Here is a 20,677-nt window from a genome sequence, read left to right on the forward strand (position 1 = left end):
GATATAAATATATAATACTACGGTTAATTTATCGGAAAATAGTCGTATATATGGTGTCTTTGTACACAAGCTTTCCTAGCTTTAACAGTAATAATACTCAGCAAGTTTTTGCCCGTCGGTCATTCCTGCCAGAGCATCAAAACGGACTTTGGAAGATTGAAACGGGTTTTGTCAGGACTTTTACCTATCTGGAAGATGGTACAACCGTCGCTCTGGGATTGTGGGGCCCTGGAGATATCGTTGGTAAGGCTTTGTCAAAATTAGAACCTTATCAGATGGAATGCTTAACTAAAGTGGAAGCGACGGTCTTACGTTTAGAGGAATGGACTCAACTAACAGAAACTCTACTTGCTCATATCCAACAGGCTCAAGAATTAATGGTTATTCGTAGCCATAAAAAAGTGGATAATATGCTCATCAAGCTATTGGCATGGTTATCCAAAAAGTTTGGTTCAGAAGTTGAGAAGGGGCGTTTAATAGATATGCGTCTGACTCATGAAGACCTGGCGGAAATGCTCGGTTCAACTCGTGTGACCATCACTCGTGTTCTTGGGCAGTTTGAGCAAGAAGGCTTGATTGATCGTCTTTCCCTGCATCGAATTGTGGTGCGAGAAGAAGAAATTTGGTACTACGAAATTTAGATTATTTCAGCAAAACCAGCCATCGCCGTCAGTATAATTCATAATTACCCTACTAATAAATTTGATGGTTACAAAAAATATTGATGCTAAGTTTTTTGTTTTCCATGAATTAATTCAGGAATCATTCGTCAGATGTCATTTATAAAGTAAAAATAAAATTACTGTAGGGAAGTAGTAGGGGCGCAAGACCTTGCGCCTCTACAAATGTACAAATAATTTTGGATAATTTATTTTTTGTCAGTCCCTAAAGCCGTAACACACCCTAACTTTTGATTTACTTTATAAATGGTTTCTGAACAACGAGATCCTCAACTTATCTAACAAGTCATGGATCTGAGGATTGCGATAATTTTAATTATTCAGTTAGCGATCGCTATAAACGCTAGACAAATCCAGCCAAATTGGTAGCCCCAGTTTTTCCAAATAACTCAGGCTAGAGTAGAGTTGCTTTGTTCTCCCCCACAAATCCAAGTCAAACCAGCCGTCATCTTGCGTATCGGGTTGAAGTCTAGCACTGGTGATGTTGACTGTTAGTCCATAACGAGAAACTAACTCGGAAATCACTGGTTCTTGATAATAAGATTTTAAGACGCACAGTTGCAGGCGGAATCGATTGGTTTGACCTGTAGAAATCCATTGCTGGAATTGTTCTTGCCATTGATTTGTCAGCCATGCAGAGTCTTTGGGACTCAGTTTGCTAGCTGGATTTGGGAAAGGTAGAGAGTGCTGGTTGGGTTGAATGTTGTTAGCGATCGCTAGTTGCAGCAAATTCACTCCCAATCCTTGCAAGTAAGATAGGCTATTTGTCAGTTTTTGGGGATTTCCCGAAAGTTCCAAATCAAACCAGCCATCGCTGTCACTATCTGATGTCAAGGATGCAGCTTTGATATTGACGGTTAAACCATAACGAGACACCAGTCGAGAAATTACAGGTTGCCTATGATACCGCTGAGGCACGAGAATTCGGCTGTGGACTGAAGCGGGTTCTACAGATTTTGTGAGAGACATCAGATTAATTCCCAATAGCCATGTCTACGGTGGGCTGCGTCTACGCAATTTTTGGTTTCGGTAGAGAATCTTGCTGATGCCGTGTCTCTACAACCCAACTGTGCCTGGTTGAATGTCAGCCTCATAGAGATTTTCATATTTCTGGGTTTTATTAAACTACGGTAACTCTATCGATTTAATACATTTAGTTGTGATGTAAAGGATAGTTCCACAAAGACCGCAAAGAAACAATAAGTAAATTCACGTAAATTAGGCTCAATTTATCTGGAGTACTTTGACGCCAAACCCATTGAGAATCTTTTATATCTGTCCGTTTGCTGATATCGTCATAATCAGCAAGCATGGATCAAAAATAGCTTTGCTGACATCAATAATGTAGAACGGTTTGTCAACACCGAGTCAGGAGGGTGACTTCCTGGCTTAGGCATCCCAGCTAGTTAAAAATAACTAAAACCTCCTGAGTATTGTTAGTGTGTGAAAAATGGTGATAGTCAGTAGTCAGGTGTGTAATTTAATTATCAGTATCTTAAAGGTACGTATACCAAAGGCATCGCAGAACTTTTTGGTCTACTGACATTGGTGTTGCCGACAGGACAGGTTATCTTTTGAGCTTGCCAATTAATAACAAAACTCTTGAACTCAGCACACCTTTGATATAATCCTGTGTTGAAGGTGGGAAGAATAACAAACTGTAGTCACCGTCATAACTCACTCATACCTCCTGAAATAATGCTGATCCTCAGCGATCACAGGGCTGCAAGAGTTGTGAGGCGTTAGCGCGCTGCATTGTCCTTACTGTCATGGTTGGGAAGTGCAAGATCAGCCGATTGCACTTTACGGCAAGGGTCAAGTTGGTTTTGACCTTTGCGTTCTACTTAAAGGATGGAGGGATGACTTAGTGCTGTGCATTGATGTCCCCGCAGACTTAACTGACAAGCAACGCCGATTGTTGGTCGAGCATAATATTCCCGTGCGCGAAGAAAAGATTGATCGCTTTAAAATAGACTAATCCAGTTGACAAACATAGCCAAATCCAATGCTTGTCATTACGCGACGATCACGCATTGGTGACAGTTCACTTTAAAACTGCTGTATTTGTCCTACTGCTAGCCCTTATTAGCGATCGAGTTCTCACTTCGGTGAGAACATCATACTCAAAGGAGAAATCATGAAATCCAGCCAGAGCATTGTCGTAGAGCGACTGCAAAAAGCACAGAACGCACATGATCTGGAAGCGTTTTTGCGTTAGGTACTATGCTCATATTCCAAAGTTAAATTTGTATTATCGCTGATTTTATAAGACAGCACGGGTGCTATTGAGAAAACTTCACTGTTAACGAAATCTAGAAAACTACCAGATTTTCATCATAAGCAACATTCAGCAAGACAACAATTTTTTATCAGAAGTAAGCGGTTGAGAAATATCTAACGAGTGATGATAGAAATCATAATTTCCGACTGTCAATTCACCTGTATAAGAGGGAGTAGAGAGCGGTTGTTTGGTGACATAATTGACGATCCCACCCGGTTCAAACTGACCATATAGCACCGAAGCAGGACCTTTGAGAACTTCGACTCGTTCAACGTTGATCGGATTGATATAATTATCTTCAACTCTAAAACCATTTCTCAGGTTGTTATATGTTGTGAATCCCCGGATGATATAGGCATCGGTGACACCGTAACTACCTTGTAGTGAGACACCACTGGCATTGCATACAGCATCGCTAATCCGGGTGATTTGCTCATCCTTGATGACTTCTTGGGGAATAACTTGAATTGACTGGGGAATGTCACGTTGAGGAGTATCAGTTTTAGTCGCAGTTGTGCTATCTGGTACACTATATCCGTCTTGTTCACCCGTTACTACCAACTCAATTGGTTGATCATTATTGGTTAATGGTTGTGGCTGTGTTTGACTTTCAGGCTTTTGTTGAGAGGGAGTTGGTTGGGTTTGCGGTGGTTGTTGTGTTACTGCTTGGGATGTAGCAGTTGCAACAGAGAAGATTATACCCTCGCTGGGACTGTCAAACAATTCGACAGTTGCTACACTCCCCTCACCCGTCACTGTCACTCGGATAGTATTGGGATCAAAGTTAGTAACTGCGATTTCAGTTACACCCGCAATTGGCTTTTCTGAGCGGAATATGAACGCATTACCACTGGGTAAGCACAGTTGAGCATTGGGAATATCAGCAATAAAATTATTACCCGCACTGCGATTTGTGACTTGCAACTGTTCACCTTTTGTAGTCTGTAAAATCACTTCCACACCCGAAGAGGTGGGATTTGCCTTCACAGAAGTCACTTGCACAACTTCTGTTTGTGGCGTGTTTGGTGGTGTTGACGACTGTACTAATAACATTTTGGCGCTGGTAACAACAGGTTCTAGCTCACTTAATTGCCTAATCTTTTTAGTTGCTTCAAGTGGCTTGGCTTGTGGTGGTGTTTTCGCGAGGCGATCGCTCAATCGATGAGCAGATTTGGGAATATCTTGGGCTTTTGCAGGCTGAACCACCAAAACTGTGAAAAGTGTCAACAACCACTCCAGTTTGTAACTGAACACTAGACATACTTGCTTACTCATTTTCTCTCCACATTATTTCAGATGACAAAAACACCAACCATACATGTGTTCAAACAGCACTTAATCAGTTCAGAAATTGCAGGAATCAAAACTGCACAGAAAATGTCCCTAGAACAGTCAACGGCGCACCAGGACGCAGATAGTAGCCCTGAGAATCGTAATATTGAGTATCAAAAAGATTTTTAAAGTTCAGCCCCACCCTCCAGTTATCCCGTTTGTAAAAAATGGTGGCATCAGCACGCACATAGGAGGGAATTTTAAATGTGTTGGGGAGTTCAGCTTCTCTGTCGCCTGTATAAAATACTCCCCCACCAAACCCGAATCCTTTCCAATTACCGTTTTGAATTTCATAGCTTGTCCACAGACTCCCCCCAATACCAGCAGCATTGACCAACGAGTCGCCCACTGGTAGATTATTATCTCTACTCACAAAAGCATCGTTGTGGAATAAAGACCCAATCACATTCCAACCTGGTAGAATCTGCCCAGAAACGTCAAATTCTAAACCGCGACTTTTCACTTCTCCAGCCGCAATGGAAAAGTCACGATTGTTTGGATCGGTTGTAGCGACATTTTCTTTGGTGATATCATAGGCAGCAAAGGTAGCAGATAACCTGTCTTTAATCAGATCGGCTTTGAGTCCTACTTCATACTGAGTGCCGCGCTCTGGTGGCAGTTGAGTTCTATCTGCCGTCTGCGAGGAGCTAGGATTAAACGAGCGGCTGTAGCTGGCGTAAATTGAAATCGGTTCAATCGGCTGATAAACAATGCCAACGCGAGGTGAAAAAGCATCATCATACAACCGATCGATGGTGGCATCATCAATTGGATCTCTACCCAAAGAATCCAGCAGTTGCACGCGATTTTTACGGTGAATAAAGTCATATCTGCCGCCTACTAATAGCTTCAGATTTGGCAGCAATGTCACTTGATCTTGCAGATAAACGGCGATGGTATTGCGGTCATAACGATCGCGTTCTGCTGCCTCATCAAATTCTGCTGGGCGGGAAGCACCATACACAGGATTGAATAAATCAATACTGGGAGTTAGTGAAGCAGTACTTCGGAGATAATCGAAGCCATAGATATATTTATTCCACTCCAACCCCACAAGAAGTTGATGTTGGATGGAACCAGTATTGAAATTACTGATTAAATCGTTTTGCAGAGAGTAGTTTTGGTAATAACCTGGACCAGCGGCGAACCTTCGCCGTACAGTACGACCATCTGGATCAATGCTATCCGGTCGAAACTCTGATTCCTCAGAATTATTAACCGTAGCGGAAAAGCCACTGCGGAACTGAATGTTTTTACTGAAGCGATGATTGACGTTAAGAAACACAGAGTTTGTCTCTTTGGAGAAATGATCGTCTGGTTCCCCCAGGAAACGGCTGATCGGAGCTTTAAAAACGCTTGGATAGGCGGGCAGACCATCGTTAAATACGCGATCCAATTTGAGGTATTCATACTCCAGTGTCAATGTTGTCGCATCATCAATTTTGTAGGTTAATGCTGGTGCGATCGCGAATGTTTCCTGATGATTAAAATCGATAAAACTACCAAAGTTCTCGTATGCCGCATTCAAACGGTACAGCAACGTTTTGTCTGAGTTCAGGGGCCCAGAAATATCAATGGAGGGACGATAAGTGCTAAAACTTCCGGCTGTAAATTCAGCGGAGTAATAAGGCTCACTGAGTGGTTGTTTAGTAATGTAATTGACTACACCACCCGGCTCAAACTGTCCATATAGCACTGAAGCCGGACCCTTAAGAACTTCGATCCGCTCAATATTAGTCGGATTCACAAAGTCGTCTTGAACGGCAAAACCGTTTCTCAAGTTGTCATAAGTTGTGAATCCGCGAATGTTGTAATTATCTGTAGACCCAGCATAACCCCCTTGCTGAGTCACGCCACTAACATTACGTACAGCATCACTAATCCGTATGATTTGTTGATCCTTGATGACTTGTTGAGGAATGACTTGAATTGACTGGGGAATGTCACGTTGAGGAGTATCAGTTCTTGTAGCAGTTGTGCTATCTGGTACGCGATATCCATCTTGCTCACCTGTTACCACCAATTCAATTGGCTGATCACCCGAAGCTGATGGTTGATTTGGTTGTGTCTGGTTCGTTGGCTGTTGTGGTGTTTGGGGTTGCTGCTGTGACGGCACAGAAGGTGCAGTACTCGCAACAGAGAAGATCACACCCTCGTCTGGACTATCAAACAACTCGACAGTTGGTACACCCACCTCACCTGTCACTGTCACTCGGATAGTATTGGCATCAAGATTTGTTACCGTTATCTGTGTAACACCCGCTATTGGCTTTTCTGAGCGGAATGTGAATGCTTCGCCCGATGCTAGGCGCAGTTGAGCATTGGGAATGTCAGTAATGAAATTGCTACCAGCACTGCGATTGACTAGTTGCAACTGTTGCCCTCTTGATGTCTGTAAAATCACCTCCAGACCTTTGTTGGTGGGATTTGCCTTAACTCCTGTCACTTGCGTAACTTCAGTAGTTGGCATATTCGGTGTTGTTGGTGACTGTACTAGCATTTGAGCGCTGGTATTGGGAAGTTCTACTTCATTGAGTCTTAAAATCTTTCCAATCGACCTAGAATCGCGTAGTACCGATGTAACATATTTACTTTGTGCTTGTTTGTTGACTTCTTGAGCAATTGCACCTATTGGAACGCAGAACAAAATAGAGCTTGTAACCAGCAGAACTTTCAATATTTGCCTGAACACCATTTGCCACCCCTACACTTACTCCCCGGCTGCCATTAACTCTCAATAAATCAGCAAATAGCTGCTAGCTACTGAGATATGTAATCAGCTACTTGAGAATCCAGATTACAGGATATGACTAAGCAATTGCAAATAGTTATCAAAATTTATTTAGAAGGAGAGTTGACAGATAATAGGTTTTTGATATTATCACTGTGATTTCAGCTACATTTTTGTTTAAGTTAATTGAAAACTATCTTAAAGGTGTAAAAATATTAATAATATTTATTTTTAATCCACTAAATCTATAAAAGTTAATGGGACTTTGAAACAATCTTTGCCCAAACATAGCCAGACTTAGCTTTATGAGCGGCAAATACAATGTCAGCCTTATAGAGATTTTCATCTTTTTGGCTCTTATTAAACTACGGTAACTCTATCGAATTAATACATTTAATTGTTATGTGAAAAAGAGTCTCACAAAGACTGCAAAGAAATAATAAGTAAATTTACGTAAATTAGGCTCAATTCATATGGAGTACTTTGACGCCAAACCAATTGAGAATCTCTTACATCTACCCGTTCCTGATATCGTCATTATCTTGGAATCAAAACTGGAGGGCGACGTTGATAGCAAAGTGTTAGCGAGTCTTCTCCCTATAGTCCTTTGGGCATCCTACGGCAGGCGCTAGCTTCTCTGGGAGAAGGGGAGACGCCAAAGGCGATAGCGCAGCATAAAGCCTGCGGCATAGCAACTTTTAGAGACGCTCTTGCGTTCGCTTAGAGCGAGTCATCTCCCAAAGGGCGAACGAGCGTCACGAATGTCACAGCCCGTCTTAGACATCGTTTTACTCATTAGCAAGTGATTAAAGAGTTCCCGAAGTCAGGTTAAATGGTGTTGTAAGAATTTTGGTAGATTTTATTTCATAGTGGGCATACTGCAAGTATCAAGTAAGTAGCATCGAAACAGGGAAAACAGTATGTTGACAACACAGCCGCAAGAAGAAATTACATCATTGAAGCAAAAATTAAGACATGAAATCAGCAAACTATCAGGTGCTTCAGAGAATAATATACCTAAGTATATTTGCATCAATAACCTGAATTCAAAGCTAGAAAGATTAGAAGAAATCGAGAAAATTCTTAGTATAGATAAATATAAAATTGTTTTTATAGGTACTATTGGTCAAGGAAAAACTACAGCTATTTGCCATCTTTTTAACTTAATAAGCGACTTCAAGGTTTCCAAGACTATTGGTGGCAGAACTAAAGATGTAATCGAAACTAGAGAGTTACTCTCAACGGGTTCGGGCAAAACTACTATATGTGAAGTAATTATTAAAGCATTTGAAAAAACTTACATAGAGATAGAGCCTTATACAGTTGATGAGATGGAAAATATTATTTTTGAATTCTGTGATTCTATTGCCAATAAAGACAATCCCCAATCAGAGGAAAAAATAATGATTTCTGAAGAGATTGAGAGAGCTATTAGAAATGTTACAGAACTTAAAATTACTTCTCAAACAGTCTATGATGGTGATAAAAAGAACATTTTAAGGACTGATAAAGCGAAGGAATTACTTGATAAATCAGGAGTAGAATTACTGAAAAAAACTGCATTAAATAATGCAAATCTTGAAGTTAGAACTACTACTAAAATTGAGTTTGACAATCATAATAATGAGCAAGAATGGATAAAAAATACCTTTGCTGCCATCAATAATGTTCAGTTAAAGGAATTCGCTATTCCAAGGAAAATATATATTTATTTGAGCGATGATATTTTATCTGGTTCCAACTTATCTCAGTTCGATTCAGTTGTTGATACCAAAGGACTTGATGAGAACCCAATTCGTAAGGACTTACAGAAATATATTGACAGTCAGGATACCATCTGTCTCTTTGTAACTCCCTTTAATAATGCTCCTGAAGCTAATATTAGTAAATTAATAGGTTATCATCTTACATCTAAATCAAAAGAATTTCATCATAGATTTGTGACTTTGGTATTACCTCGCAAAAATGAGCCTGAAAGAATGCATGGCTCTGATGAAGATAGAGACTTAGGAATTAAAATAAGACAAGACGAAATTCAAGCTACATTCAAAAAGTTGAATTTAGATTTTTTCCCAAAAAATATCTTGTTTTATGATTCTTTGAGATACTACCGTGATGATATAGTTAAGCTAAATGAAATCTACGATGAAGAGGATGTACAGGCAGATAAAAATGAATTTATCGAAGCTATAGCGGGTGTAGTCAAACGTAGGCAAAATATTTTATTAGATGAAATCAAGGCTATCAAAGAAAGCTCGGCAAAAATCAAAAATGGTGGTGCTTTAACGGAATCAGAAATCAAGGCAATTGAAAATGCCATTAAGAAGATAAAGGATTTACAGCATTTAAATAAAAGAGTACCTGGTTTTGTTTATGAAAACTTTATTGATGAATATGTTAATAAATACTATCGCACGGTTTATCCAGCATGGAACACGAAACACGCTATTCATAGAAATTTTGGTTCCTATGAGTCAAGAGATATAGATATATATTACGATGCAAAGGTTGTTGCTGAGGGAATAGATGAAGATAAAATGTTGAAGAAATTTACCAAAGATGTAAAACAGGAATTAGAAAATATCCTTAATGAGCTTATATCTGCAAATGAATCTTTAAAAACATTTATCCCTGAAATAGTCAAAGAATTTTACGGTTTATATGACGAGTTTATATACGAAGTAGGCAGAGAAGTACAAGAAGAAGTTAAAAATAAACTATTACCTCTAAGCAAAGATTCTGAGTTTTGGAATGCTCTAATTGCTGAGAAAGGTAGGGACAGGAGGAGGGGAGAAACTTTTACAGATAATGTATGTCTGATATTTAAGCGAGAACTGGAAAAAGAGACAAACTTAAATACATTCTTAAAAAGCAAAACTGAAGAACATTGGGAAAAATTAGTTACTAAAATACTAGGCTTTTTTGGGCAAAAATAGACAATTTCTCAATTGCACATTTAATACACAGTTTAGGACGCAATATAATTGTGTCCCTAAAACTATTTTATCCACCATTAGTTGCTATCAGAAGATATATGATTGATTTACAACAAGAAATAACCACAAAACTCATCAAATATTCAAAAGATTATCAAGAATATACAAAATGTTTGATTAGGGAAATACAAATTCCAATTAATGGAAGACCAGAGGAATTGGTTAGACAAATCTTTATTCATTTTCTTCTTAAAGAAAGTGGGTTATTTCCAGATATTATCAGTATCGAAGTTGAGGCTAATCATCATGATGTAGAAATATACAAAAAGCAAAAACATGAGAAATTTAAGCCTTATCAATCTCCTCTGATAATTGTGGAAGTAAAACGAGAAGACGTGAATTTAAAATATCACTATGAGCAGATTCAAAGGTATTTAAAAAAAGCTTGTTGTGATATTGGCATATTATATAATTATCATGAAATTATCGTTTTTACTAGAAAAAATGAGCAGTTTGAAATTAATCATCTCAAAAGCCTTGCAGACATAAAGGCATTAATTTCACAAATTAATAATAACAATGATGATTTATTAGAGTTTGAAAAAGCTCAAAACGGAAATTTTGATAGTTTTGTCTCTTTGATTAGCAAATATGGTAAATATACAACTAACAAAGTAGTTTTTAAACTAAAACAACAGCAATCCGAAATAGAAGGATATTTCTTCAATATACAAAAAAATAAAGTTTACTATGATCTATGTGGTAAATATTCCCAAAAACAACAAAATTTTGATTACCAAGATTTTGAAAAACTAATTTCTATCGCTTATTAAAAAAACCTAACCCCCTAACCCCCTTCCCGACGCGGGAAGGGGGAAAATTTAAAGTCTCTCTCCTTTTAGGAGAGAGAAATAGAAGTGAGGTTTCCAGATACCGTGAAAAATCAGAAAAAACAAGAGGGTTTAAGTTAACACTAATGAGGGCGTACAGCTAGCTGTACGCCCCTACTATATGTTGCTATAACCCTTACCAATCACTCGCTTGAGTGTCATCCCAGACTTGCAACTTTAAGTCGTGGAGATAGGTTAACCCACTCTGAATTTGTGCATCTGTTCCTTGTAGTTCAAGGTCAAACCAACCATCACCGACAGCATTGGCTCCCAAAATTGCTGCGGTGATATTCACAGTCAGTCCATAGTCAGACACCAGGCGAGAAATGACAGGTTCCTGGTGATAATCCTTAGGAATTCTTAGTCGAATCCGTTTATTGGTAAGTGTATTGTCACTAGCCATATTTGAATTATTTCAATCCCTGATCGGGATTGGTACAGAACTACCCTTAACTTTAATGGTAATTTCCTGATCGGTACTAGGTAAATCGTACCATGTCCCCTGATTTGCTTGTATCCTATTTAAAGGATAACTGTTATAACCGCTTGATTTTTCTATTCAACATCTTTAATGCGGGTTTTCCGTTCTAAAAACTCCTTCAGCACTAAGGTTACGACTGCTAACAACGCTAACAGTACAGCCGCAGAGAAAGCAGCTTCGGTTTCGTACTGTTTGTAAGCATCTTCTACAAACAATGGTAAGCTTTGGGTTTGGTCAGCAATGTTGCCAGATACCACCGAAACCGCCCCGAATTCACCCATTGCTCTGGCATTGGTCAAAATTAAACCGTAGAGTAAGCCCCAGCGGATACTAGGCAAGGTGACGCGCCAAAATATCTGCCAATCTTTTGCACCTAGAGTTCTAGCAGCTTCTTCTTGATCCTTACCAAATTCCTCTAAAACAGGAATCACTTCCCGCGCCACAAAGGGCATACTCACGAAGGCTGTAGCCAGTACCATACCTGGAAATGCAAAGATAATCTTGATATCATGAGCCTGGAGCCAAGGGCCAAACCAGCCATTGCGCCCGTAAAGTAACACAATCATTAATCCTGCGACTACAGGCGAAATCGAAAAGGGCAGGTCAATAATGCTCAAAACTACGGCGCGTCCAGGAAATTTATGACGAGCGATCGCCCAAGCTGCACATAGCCCAAACACTGTATTTATAGGCAGAGCAATCAAAGCCAGCAACAGTGTTAGCCAAGCTGCATGGAGAAAAGCTGGCCGCGTCAGGTTGGACAGAAACGGCCCAAATCCTTTGCTGAAGGCTTGGATAAAAACGTTGATTGCAGGGATATATTGAACCAGAGCTAAATAAGCGATCGCTATCCCAATTAAAACTATTGGTACCCAACTCTTCTGCTCTTTAGGTTTGGCTATTTCTGTATCAGACGCAGAAGATGAGTGAAAACTTGGCTTATCTACTGTCATATCGCCTTGCCCATGCTTGTAAGAAATTAATTGCCAATAGCAATACCAACGAAATTGATAGTAAAACTATGCCAATTACTGTTGCACCAGAATAGTCGTACTGCTCTAACCGCTGGAAAATTAGCACAGGTGCAATCAAATCTTGGAATGGCGTATTGGAAGAGATAATCACAGTTGACCCATATTCCCCAACTGCACGGGAGAAACCCAAAGCAACACCAGTCAAAATTGTCGGAAATAAAGGTGGCAAAATTACCTTCCAGAAGGTCTGCCATTGAGAAGCACCCAGACACCAGGCGGCTTCTTCTATTTCATGTTCCATTTCCTGAAGCACTGGTTGCACAGTTCTGACGATAAAAGGTAGTGAGATAAATATCATTGCCACCGCTACTCCCGTGCGGGTAAAAGCCACCTTAATTCCCAGTGGTGCTAATAGTGAACCTATCCAGCCATTATTGCTGTAAACTGTTGCCAGGGTTAGCCCTGCTACCGATGTTGGCAGGGCAAAGGGTAAATCCACTGTGGCGTCAATCAAGCGTTTTAAGGGAAAGTCGTAGCGAACCAGAACCCAAGCAATCAGAGTCCCAAAAATACCATTTAGTAAGGCAGCAAATATTGCCGTAACAAAAGTGACATTATATGTTGCTAAGGCGATCTCACTGGTTGCGATCGCCCAAAATCTCGCCGGAGGTTCCGTACTCGCTTTCAGGAACATGGCAGCTATAGGGATAAACAACATCACCGTCAGGTATGCGATGGTGATTCGCCAAGTCCACGGAACCCGCCCCAATCTCTTCCAGAATGGCGTTTTGCGTTCAACTTCCACAGAAGGAGATACAGTCGTCATAGTCAAAAATTCAAAATTTTAATTTCAAAAAAAGTTTTTTGCCAGTGATCAGTTGTTTTTTCTACTGACCACCGACCATTGACTAATGACTAATTACCGTTTAACTTGGGCTTGAATCTTATCAAACACGCCCCCATCTGCGAAGAACTTCTTATCGATCGCGCTCCAACCGCCTAAATCTGCTACTGTACCCAGAGTTTTCAGCTTGGGAAATTTGTCTGTGACTTCCTTGTTTTGAGCTAAAGTCTCATCCACAGGACGGAATCCCAATTTAACAAACTCTTGCTGTGCTTCTGGGCTATAGAGGTATTTCACAAAACCTTCAGCAACTTCGCGGGTTCCGTGCTTATCGACATTTTTATCTACCACAGCAATGGGATTGTCAATGGATATATTCACATCGGGAACGACATAATCAACCTTCTCGCCCTTTTGCTGTGCCAAAATAACTTCGTTTTCGTAGTTGATTAAGACATCTCCCTGCCCTTGCTTGGCAAATGTATCAGTAGCTTCCCGCGAATCTTTAGGCAAGATTGGCACATTTTTGTAAACTTTAGTCACAAATTCAGTAGCTTTAGCCTCATCGCCACCTGTTTTAATTACAGAATCCCATAGTGCTAAGAAATTCCACTTAGCACCGCCAGAAGTTTTGGGGTTAGCAGTAATCAATTTCACACCGTCTTTGGCTAAATCTTCCCAGTTCTTAATGCCTTTAGGATTGCCGGAACGAGTGACTAATGCTGCAACAGATTTGGAGACAATACCATTGTTGGGAACTTCTTTCTCCCATCCTGGCTGAATCAATCCAGCCTTCTCAATCTTTGTGGTGTCTCCAGCTAGTGCCAAGTGAACAACATCTGCTTCCAAACCATCGATGACGGCGCGAGTTTGGGAACCAGATCCGCCATAGCTTTGTTTGAAGGTGACAGTTTGGTTATGATCTTTCTTCCACTGTTCTACAAACTTAGGAATGATCGCTTCATGAGCTGCTTTGGTAACTGCAAAAGAAACGAGGGTTAGTTCAACATTATCCTTGCTTGCAGCAACAGGACTAGCAGTAGGGGTTTCAGAGGAAGAATTACTTCCAGTTCCACCAGAGCAGGCGGCAAGCGCCATACTCAATACAGTACCTACTAAAAAGAGCGATACAAAGCCTTTGAGCGAATTTAGTCTGAACCGATATGTTCTATGTTCAGTGTAGATGCGAAGCAGCTTGTCGTAAGACATCGCTTGTAATCTTTTCAGTGGGCGTTGCCACAAACTCATTCTATTTCCTCCACTAAATCTACGGATAACTGATGGTAATACAGTTGTATAATCTTTATCATACTAGATGATTCCATCTATTTAGTTGCAAACAGCAAGAAACATCACATTCTTTATCAAGAATATGGTGATTTTACCAGTTTTGTGAGGAATTATAAATGTTTATACTTTCTACTATTTAAGTTATCATCACAATTGGCTACTTAATGTATCAAGCAAATTGCTAGTGAATAGCTAATTTTTGAGACTCACTGCTATTTCCAAAGTTGGAAATGTAGTTTTTGCTGATGACGATGCCTCAATAGCTGATTTAGGCTTATTCTTTTGATTGTTAGGTAAACAAGAAATCTTGCAGTCATAAAAGTATGTAAAACAAGAAGTTACAGCTTCACATAATTGTCTTTCTGTCAATCGATTTTGGATTTTAAATTTTGGATTTTGGTGAAGCAGCGCGGTCTTCTCCCATTCGTGAGAAGGGAAGACGATGCCGCGCAACGAGCGTCACCCGAAGGGATTGACCCCGACCACCTTTTGGCTTGGGGCGAGATGATTTTAAATTTTGGATAATGGAATTGTTCCGCCCACGAAAGCGTTGCGGGACGTACCCCTACGGGGAAGCAAGCTATGCGTTAGCGTCTCCAAGAGTTGTCCGGGGCGGGGCATGAACCGAAATAATTTTTAATCTAAAATCTAAAATCTAAAATCTAAAATTGGCACGGTCAAGCGAGTTCTTTTTTGTTCCTTAGTTAAGAAAACGCGAATGCATATTATCAAAGTTACTTTTCCAAGATAGAGGAAAAATTTTGCAATATGATCCCAACTTCTGTTTTAGACAAAGAACAAACCATTGCACAGCCTGGATTTAATCGCTGGTTGATTCCTCCGGCAGCATTAGCAATCCATCTGTGTATAGGACAAGTGTATGGCTTTAGCGTGTTCAATCTGCCAATGACGAAACTGATCGGCATCAGCCAATCAGCGCCGACAGATTGGAACCTGCCAACTCTCGGCTGGATATTTTCTAGTGCGATCGCCTTTCTAGGGATTTCTGCGGCTTTTTTTGGCAAATGGGTTGAAAAAGAAGGGCCCCGCAAAGCGATGTTTGTGGCAGCACTCTGCTTTAGCGGCGGATTTTTCATTTCCGCTTTTGGAGTATATTTACATCAAATTGTGCTGGTTTATCTTGGTTACGGCGTATTGGGCGGGATTGGCTTAGGTATTGGCTATATCTCTCCGGTTTCCACGCTAATTAAGTGGTTTCCTGACCGTCCAGGGATGGCAACAGGGATGGCAATTATGGGATTCGGTGGCGGAGCGATCATTGGTTCGCCGTTGGCGGTAGCACTGATGAATCATTTCAAATCATCGACTTCCGTCGGTGTATGGCAAACATTTGTGGTGATGGGTGCAATTTACTTTTGCCTAATGATGTGTGGTGTTTTTCTTGTACGCGTTGCACCAACTGGCTGGCAACCCGCAGGCTATACACCATCTGTTCAGCCGAAAAAATTGGTAACAACTGCAAATGTTAATGCTGATAACGCGATTAAAACACAACAATTCTGGTTGTTATGGGTTGTATTGTGTACCAACGTGACCGCAGGGATTGGTGTTCTTAGTCAAGCATCACCGATGATTCAAGAAATGTTCAAGGTTTCAGCTTCAGTCGGCGCTGGATTTGTCGTATTGTTGAGCTTATTTAATTTGGTCGGTCGGTTTTTCTGGTCATTTCTATCAGACTACATCGGTAGGAAAAGAACCTATATGATTTTCTTTGGTCTTGGGATGATTTTGTATGCTTTAATTCCAACAACTGGCAAAATAGGCAATATTTTCCTTTTTTACATAGGTTTTTGCATCATTTTGACCATGTATGGCGGTGGATTCGCAACGATTCCTGCTTATTTACGTGATTTATTTGGGACGGTACAGGTTGGCGCTATTCATGGACGGTTGCTTACGGCATGGTCTGTAGCAGGTGTTCTCGGCCCAGTTCTTGTAAACTACATTCGCGAGTCACAGATTAATCACGGTATACCGAAAGCTGAAGCTTATACATTAACAATGTACATCATGGTAGGGGTATTACTTATTGGCTTTATTGCAAATCTACTTGTCCGTGAAGTCCATAGAAAATATAGTATTGGATAAGAGACGTGATCATAGAAAGCATAAAAAAGAAAACCCATTTAGATGATTTCTAAATGGGATAAAATATCTGGTTAATTGTAAAATTCATCAAAAATATCAGATATTTTAGCCAAGGCTATCAAAGCATTTGTTGAGTAATATTCTCACTTTACATAACCTACACTTGTTCGGAACTAAATGCATATTTCAGAGGTAATCCGTCCTGAAAAACTAGTAATTCTCCCGGTTGGATTTGTGTCCAAACTTCGTTGTCAGTCAGGGGTGTGGTAGCAATGACAGCGACGCGATCGCGTTCAGTAGTCACCTCTCGAAAATCTACAGTCATGTCTTGGTCAATTAAATGGGCAGCTGCAAAGGGCGCTTGGCGGACAATGTAACTGAGTTTGGTTGAGCAATAAGCAAATAAGTGTTCTCCATCTGATAATAAATAATTAAATATACCTACTTCTGCTATTTGATCACTAATTTCTTTCAGTACAGGGTACAGTTCCTTGATGTCAGGCTTACCCTCAGGAAAGTGCGATCGCAATGTTTCTAGCATCATACAGAATGCTTTTTCACTATCAGTGTCACCTACAGCTTGATAAAAGCCGAAATTTTCCGGATCAAAATCTGGCAAATTACCGTTGTGGGCAAACACCCAATACTGACCCCACAATTCTCTGCGGAAAGGATGGCAGTTGTGTAGGGCAACTTCACCCTGAGTGGCTTTGCGGATATGGGCTATGACATGGGTTGAGTGGATGGGATAACTCCGCACTAACTCCGCTATTGGAGAAACAACAGAAGGTTGGGCATCTAAAAACATCCGACATCCCTTTCCTTCAAAGAAAGCAATGCCCCAACCATCGCGATGATCATCCGTTTTTCCTCCCCGTGCAGAAAACCCTTCAAAAGAAAAGCAAATATCCGTTGGAACATTGCAGTTCATTCCGAGCAATTGGCACATGGATGTTGTAGCTCTCAATTTTTAACTAAGGCCTCAGGATCAAGATACTTCAGAATGCTGCATTGATTCTGGAGCGATCGCTTCAATCTTGGAATTTAATGAGATATTCCAAATGCTCCCCTACAATAAAGCAATATGTGACTATGCCAAAAGATGGTATCGGCGGACATCTGGTGCAGCAGTCACTAAACCTTCGAGTTTGGCTAATCCCGCTTGGAGATGGGGTGAATTTAGATGAGTATTCAGGGCTTGATCAGAAGTCCACTCCTCTACAAAAGTAAAGTCTGTTGGGTCGGACTGGTTTTGCAAAAGTTCATACTTGATCGCACCTGCTTCCTGACGGGTTGGCTCAATGAGTTCCAACAGTACAGCTTTTAGTTCTTCTACTTTGTTAGGCAAAGCAATAAAACGGGCAATTACGCCAATAGTTTGGTTAGTCATTTGTCATTTGTTATTTGTCATGGGGTAGAGAGGATGGAGGGGCGAGGGAAAAAACTTGCTGCTCCCCTGCTCCCCTCCTATGCTGTTAACATTTATTAAAACATCTGCTGTAAATATTGTTCATAGCCTAGTTGTTCTAGTTTTTCTTGCTTTGCAATTACTGATTCAGATAGGGTTCGGCGATATTGCTGAACTCTTTCTAGCAATTCTGGTTGCCCAGTTGCGAGGATTTGTACTGCTAAAAGTCCGGCATTTTTGGCATTACCGATCGCTACTGTTGCCACAGGAATACCAGCAGGCATCTGTAAAATAGAATATAAAGAATCAACACCTTGTAAGTTACGCGTGGGTACAGGAACACCGATCACAGGAAGTGGAGTTAAAGATGCTACCATTCCAGGCAGATGAGCCGCACCACCCGCACCAGCAATAATCACCTTAATACCGCGTTGGTGTGCAAGTTGAGCATATTGCACCATCCGTTCTGGGGTACGATGAGCAGAAACGATCGCCACTTCGCTCTCAACGCCAAATTCTTCACAAACTGCGATCGCGTCTTTCATAGTGGGCAGATCAGAATCGCTGCCCATGATAATACCGACTAGGGGAGTCATAGAATTTTAGATTTTGGATTTTGGATTTTGGATTTTGGATTAATCGCCGATTGTTTCATCTAAAATCGGATGAGATTTAGCTCTCTTTTCACCAGTGTGATGATCCAAGCAACACAAAATCCTGTAGATATTATCAATGCTAGAGTACCAGGGTACAAAGATTTGCAGATGCTCTTGGTTAATCAAGAGGGCATAATTGAGCAAATCTTGCCAATGGGTACAGTAGGAGTACACAGCGGTGCGCCCCTACTAGATGTAGCAGGTGACTGGATTTCTCTAGGCGGCGTCGATTTGCAAATAAACGGTGCGTTGGGTTTGGCATTTCCCGAATTGACAGCTGAAAATGCTCACTTGTTGGTGAAAATCTCACAATTTTTGTGGGATGTCGGGGTAGATGGATTTTTACCGACACTTGTGACTACTTCGGTAGAAAACATTCAGCGATCGCTTGCTATTATTGCTGAGGTTCTCCCTAGTCAACAAGCAGGTGCCAAGATTCTGGGAGTACATCTAGAAGGCCCATTTTTGAATTTCCAAAAGCGTGGCGCACACCCAGCAGAGTACCTGTTACCCTTAACAATTGACGAGGTAAAGCGGGTTTTGGGTAATTATGCTCATCTTGTGAAAGTGATCACCTTAGCACCGGAGTTAGATCCCACTGGTAAAGTCATTCCATATTTGCGTTCTCTGGGGATTACTGTCAGTTTAGGGCATTCTCAAGCAACAGCTGCCCAAGCGCAACGTGCTTTTGAGGAGGGTGCAACGATGGTAACTCATGCTTTCAACACCATGCCAGCATTACATCACCGCGAACCAGGATTATTAGGGGCAGCAATTACCCATCCTGATGTAATGTGTAGTTTTATTGCTGATGGTAAACACGTTTCACCCATGATGCTGCAAATTTTACTTCGCGCTAGCTACGAAGAAAAAGGGCTATTTCTTGTCAGCGATGCCCTTGCACCTTTAGGGCTAGCCGATGGCGTGTATCCTTGGGATAGTCGGCAAATTGAAGTTAAAAACGGTACAGCACAACTGGCGGATGGCACTTTGTCGGGGACGACTTTACCCTTATTGGTGGGAGTGCAGAATTTGATGAAGTGGGGAATTTGTGAGGTAGAAAGTGCGATCGCTTTAGCTACTAATGCACCTAGACAAGCGATTGGTTTACCAGGAATTGCCAAGAGTCAACCCGCTAATTTATTACGCTGGCATTGGGATGAGACTACAAAAGAATTAACTTGGCAACGTGCTATCACCGCAGATATGAGTATATTTTAAGTAATCCATATCAGATTAACTTTGTCTCCCTTCATCCCCACACGTACTATAAATTCATGTCCATCATCAGCAAAACTCAGCTTCCACAAATAGGTCTGAGTTTCTCCTTGTTTGAGATCACCGAAATAAGTAGTTGTATAACCCTCAGACATGCGTGGAATTAGCGGGGAGCTAACTTGGTCAAATATTTCTTTAGTAATATCTCTTCTGTACTCTAAATCACCTACCGTGAGAAAAAGTTCGTAATTTCCCGCAGCAGTGGCATCTAAAATAGTCTGCAAATAATTAATCACGTTTTCAGGGGGATTTGTCGAATTCATATATCATGCTCCTATATCTGGTGTGACTGAGAGATCAAGCGTTGACTCACAATATAAGAAAATGATACTTGATTTAAATTATTGAATTTTAGAGATCGCATTATCGTTTATTAACGGAGTAATCTTATTTAAAATCCTTTAAGCCACTGGCTTTTGCGTTTGTTACTCCTGTTTCTGTGAAACAAGAATCTCCCACCAAGCTAGGCTGTGGTGGGAGAGTGTGAATAAACTATGCAGGGCTAGGTTGAGTTCGGCTTTGAAGTAGTTGGATAATTGCAGCTTTTTCTAAGATTCCAACTAGGACACCATTCTCACGAATTACGGGAAGCACAGATAGCTTTTGTTGTTCGAGTAACTGCATGGCTTCCAGCAGAGGTTGATCGGATTGGACTGTAGTAGATTCGGTAATTGGTCGCATGACTTCTTTGACTTGAGTTTCTGACCACAGTGCTGTTGGGATGGTTCGTAAATGGGAGCATCTCAGTTTTTGAAGTACCTCAAACCGACAATAATCCATTAAGGTA

18 protein-coding genes are annotated in these 20,677 nt (G+C 40.8%); 6 read left to right on the forward strand and 12 right to left on the reverse strand.

Annotation, left to right across the window (positions count from 1 at the left end; translation table 11 throughout):
* Window positions 1-50: 50 nt before the first annotated feature.
* A complete protein-coding gene (locus tag Q0541_RS18335) occupies window positions 51-641 on the forward strand; it encodes a Crp/Fnr family transcriptional regulator (protein ID WP_298913181.1) in 591 nt (196 codons plus the stop codon).
* Window positions 642-1,004: 363 nt separating this feature from the next.
* On the opposite strand, the gene Q0541_RS18340 is transcribed toward Q0541_RS18335, so the two are convergent.
* On the reverse strand, window positions 1,005-1,649 hold the full coding sequence (locus Q0541_RS18340) for an NIL domain-containing protein (protein ID WP_298913132.1): 645 nt from the start codon (window positions 1,647-1,649) through the stop codon (window positions 1,005-1,007).
* Between the two features lie 811 nt (window positions 1,650-2,460).
* On the opposite strand from Q0541_RS18340, the gene Q0541_RS18345 reads away from it, so the two are divergent.
* Complete coding sequence (locus tag Q0541_RS18345) at window positions 2,461-2,658, forward strand: hypothetical protein (protein WP_298913135.1); 198 nt, start codon at window positions 2,461-2,463, stop codon at window positions 2,656-2,658.
* A 369-nt stretch (window positions 2,659-3,027) separates the two neighbouring features.
* Here the strand turns inward: Q0541_RS18345 and Q0541_RS18350 are convergent, their stop codons facing one another.
* Window positions 3,028-4,236, reverse strand: a complete 1,209-nt coding sequence (locus tag Q0541_RS18350) for a TonB-dependent receptor plug domain-containing protein (protein WP_298913138.1) — start codon at window positions 4,234-4,236, stop codon at window positions 3,028-3,030.
* Window positions 4,237-4,321: 85 nt separating this feature from the next.
* Window positions 4,322-6,988, reverse strand: coding sequence for a TonB-dependent siderophore receptor (locus Q0541_RS18355; RefSeq protein ID WP_298913142.1), 2,667 nt, complete (start codon window positions 6,986-6,988; stop codon window positions 4,322-4,324).
* A 956-nt stretch (window positions 6,989-7,944) separates the two neighbouring features.
* Between Q0541_RS18355 and Q0541_RS18360 the strand changes: the two genes are divergently transcribed.
* A complete protein-coding gene (locus tag Q0541_RS18360) occupies window positions 7,945-9,960 on the forward strand; it encodes a hypothetical protein (RefSeq protein WP_298913145.1) in 2,016 nt (671 codons plus the stop codon).
* Between the two features lie 98 nt (window positions 9,961-10,058).
* Entirely contained in the window at window positions 10,059-10,793 is a 735-nt protein-coding gene (locus Q0541_RS18365; protein ID WP_298913148.1) for a type I restriction enzyme HsdR N-terminal domain-containing protein, read from the forward strand.
* A 193-nt stretch (window positions 10,794-10,986) separates the two neighbouring features.
* Here Q0541_RS18365 and Q0541_RS18370 read toward each other — a convergent pair whose 3' ends face one another.
* From Q0541_RS18370 to Q0541_RS18385, 4 genes are all read right to left on the reverse strand, one after another.
* Window positions 10,987-11,253, reverse strand: coding sequence for an NIL domain-containing protein (locus Q0541_RS18370; protein ID WP_298913151.1), 267 nt, complete (start codon window positions 11,251-11,253; stop codon window positions 10,987-10,989).
* A gap of 152 nt (window positions 11,254-11,405) precedes the next feature.
* A complete protein-coding gene (gene cysW / locus Q0541_RS18375) occupies window positions 11,406-12,284 on the reverse strand; it encodes a sulfate ABC transporter permease subunit CysW (RefSeq protein WP_298913154.1) in 879 nt (292 codons plus the stop codon).
* Window positions 12,271-13,131 (reverse strand): sulfate ABC transporter permease subunit CysT, encoded by an 861-nt coding sequence (gene cysT / locus Q0541_RS18380; protein ID WP_298913157.1) that lies wholly within the window; start codon window positions 13,129-13,131, stop codon window positions 12,271-12,273. Before cysT ends, cysW begins: the two co-directional genes overlap by 14 nt.
* 93 nt (window positions 13,132-13,224) lie before the next feature.
* Entirely contained in the window at window positions 13,225-14,397 is a 1,173-nt protein-coding gene (locus Q0541_RS18385; RefSeq protein WP_298913160.1) for a sulfate ABC transporter substrate-binding protein, read from the reverse strand.
* Between the two features lie 810 nt (window positions 14,398-15,207).
* On the opposite strand from Q0541_RS18385, the gene Q0541_RS18390 reads away from it, so the two are divergent.
* Window positions 15,208-16,548 (forward strand): OFA family MFS transporter, encoded by a 1,341-nt coding sequence (locus Q0541_RS18390; protein WP_298913163.1) that lies wholly within the window; start codon window positions 15,208-15,210, stop codon window positions 16,546-16,548.
* A 157-nt stretch (window positions 16,549-16,705) separates the two neighbouring features.
* Here the strand turns inward: Q0541_RS18390 and Q0541_RS18395 are convergent, their stop codons facing one another.
* The 3 genes from Q0541_RS18395 to purE all read right to left on the reverse strand — a co-directional run bounded on the left by Q0541_RS18395 (window position 16,706) and on the right by purE (window position 18,552).
* Window positions 16,706-17,497, reverse strand: coding sequence for a class II glutamine amidotransferase (locus Q0541_RS18395; protein WP_298913166.1), 792 nt, complete (start codon window positions 17,495-17,497; stop codon window positions 16,706-16,708).
* A 141-nt stretch (window positions 17,498-17,638) separates the two neighbouring features.
* Window positions 17,639-17,938, reverse strand: coding sequence for a putative quinol monooxygenase (locus Q0541_RS18400; protein ID WP_298913169.1), 300 nt, complete (start codon window positions 17,936-17,938; stop codon window positions 17,639-17,641).
* A gap of 95 nt (window positions 17,939-18,033) precedes the next feature.
* Window positions 18,034-18,552 carry a 5-(carboxyamino)imidazole ribonucleotide mutase gene (purE, locus tag Q0541_RS18405; RefSeq protein WP_298913172.1) on the reverse strand — a complete coding sequence of 173 codons (519 nt, stop codon included), beginning with the start codon at window positions 18,550-18,552 and terminating at the stop codon, window positions 18,034-18,036.
* Window positions 18,553-18,651: 99 nt separating this feature from the next.
* On the opposite strand from purE, the gene nagA reads away from it, so the two are divergent.
* The gene (gene nagA, locus Q0541_RS18410) at window positions 18,652-19,833 is read left to right on the forward strand and encodes an N-acetylglucosamine-6-phosphate deacetylase (protein WP_298913184.1); all 1,182 of its coding nucleotides are present in this window, start codon (window positions 18,652-18,654) and stop codon (window positions 19,831-19,833) included.
* Here the strand turns inward: nagA and Q0541_RS18415 are convergent.
* Entirely contained in the window at window positions 19,830-20,153 is a 324-nt protein-coding gene (locus tag Q0541_RS18415; protein WP_298913175.1) for a hypothetical protein, read from the reverse strand. The genes nagA and Q0541_RS18415 overlap by 4 nt on opposite strands.
* A gap of 229 nt (window positions 20,154-20,382) precedes the next feature.
* Window positions 20,383-20,677, reverse strand: a 295-nt coding sequence (locus Q0541_RS18420) for a CBS domain-containing protein (protein ID WP_298913178.1), incomplete at its 5' end; no start/stop codon positions are given.

It is taken from the genome of uncultured Nostoc sp., from assembly GCF_937863485.1.
Lineage (GTDB): Bacteria > Cyanobacteriota > Cyanobacteriia > Cyanobacteriales > Nostocaceae > Nostoc.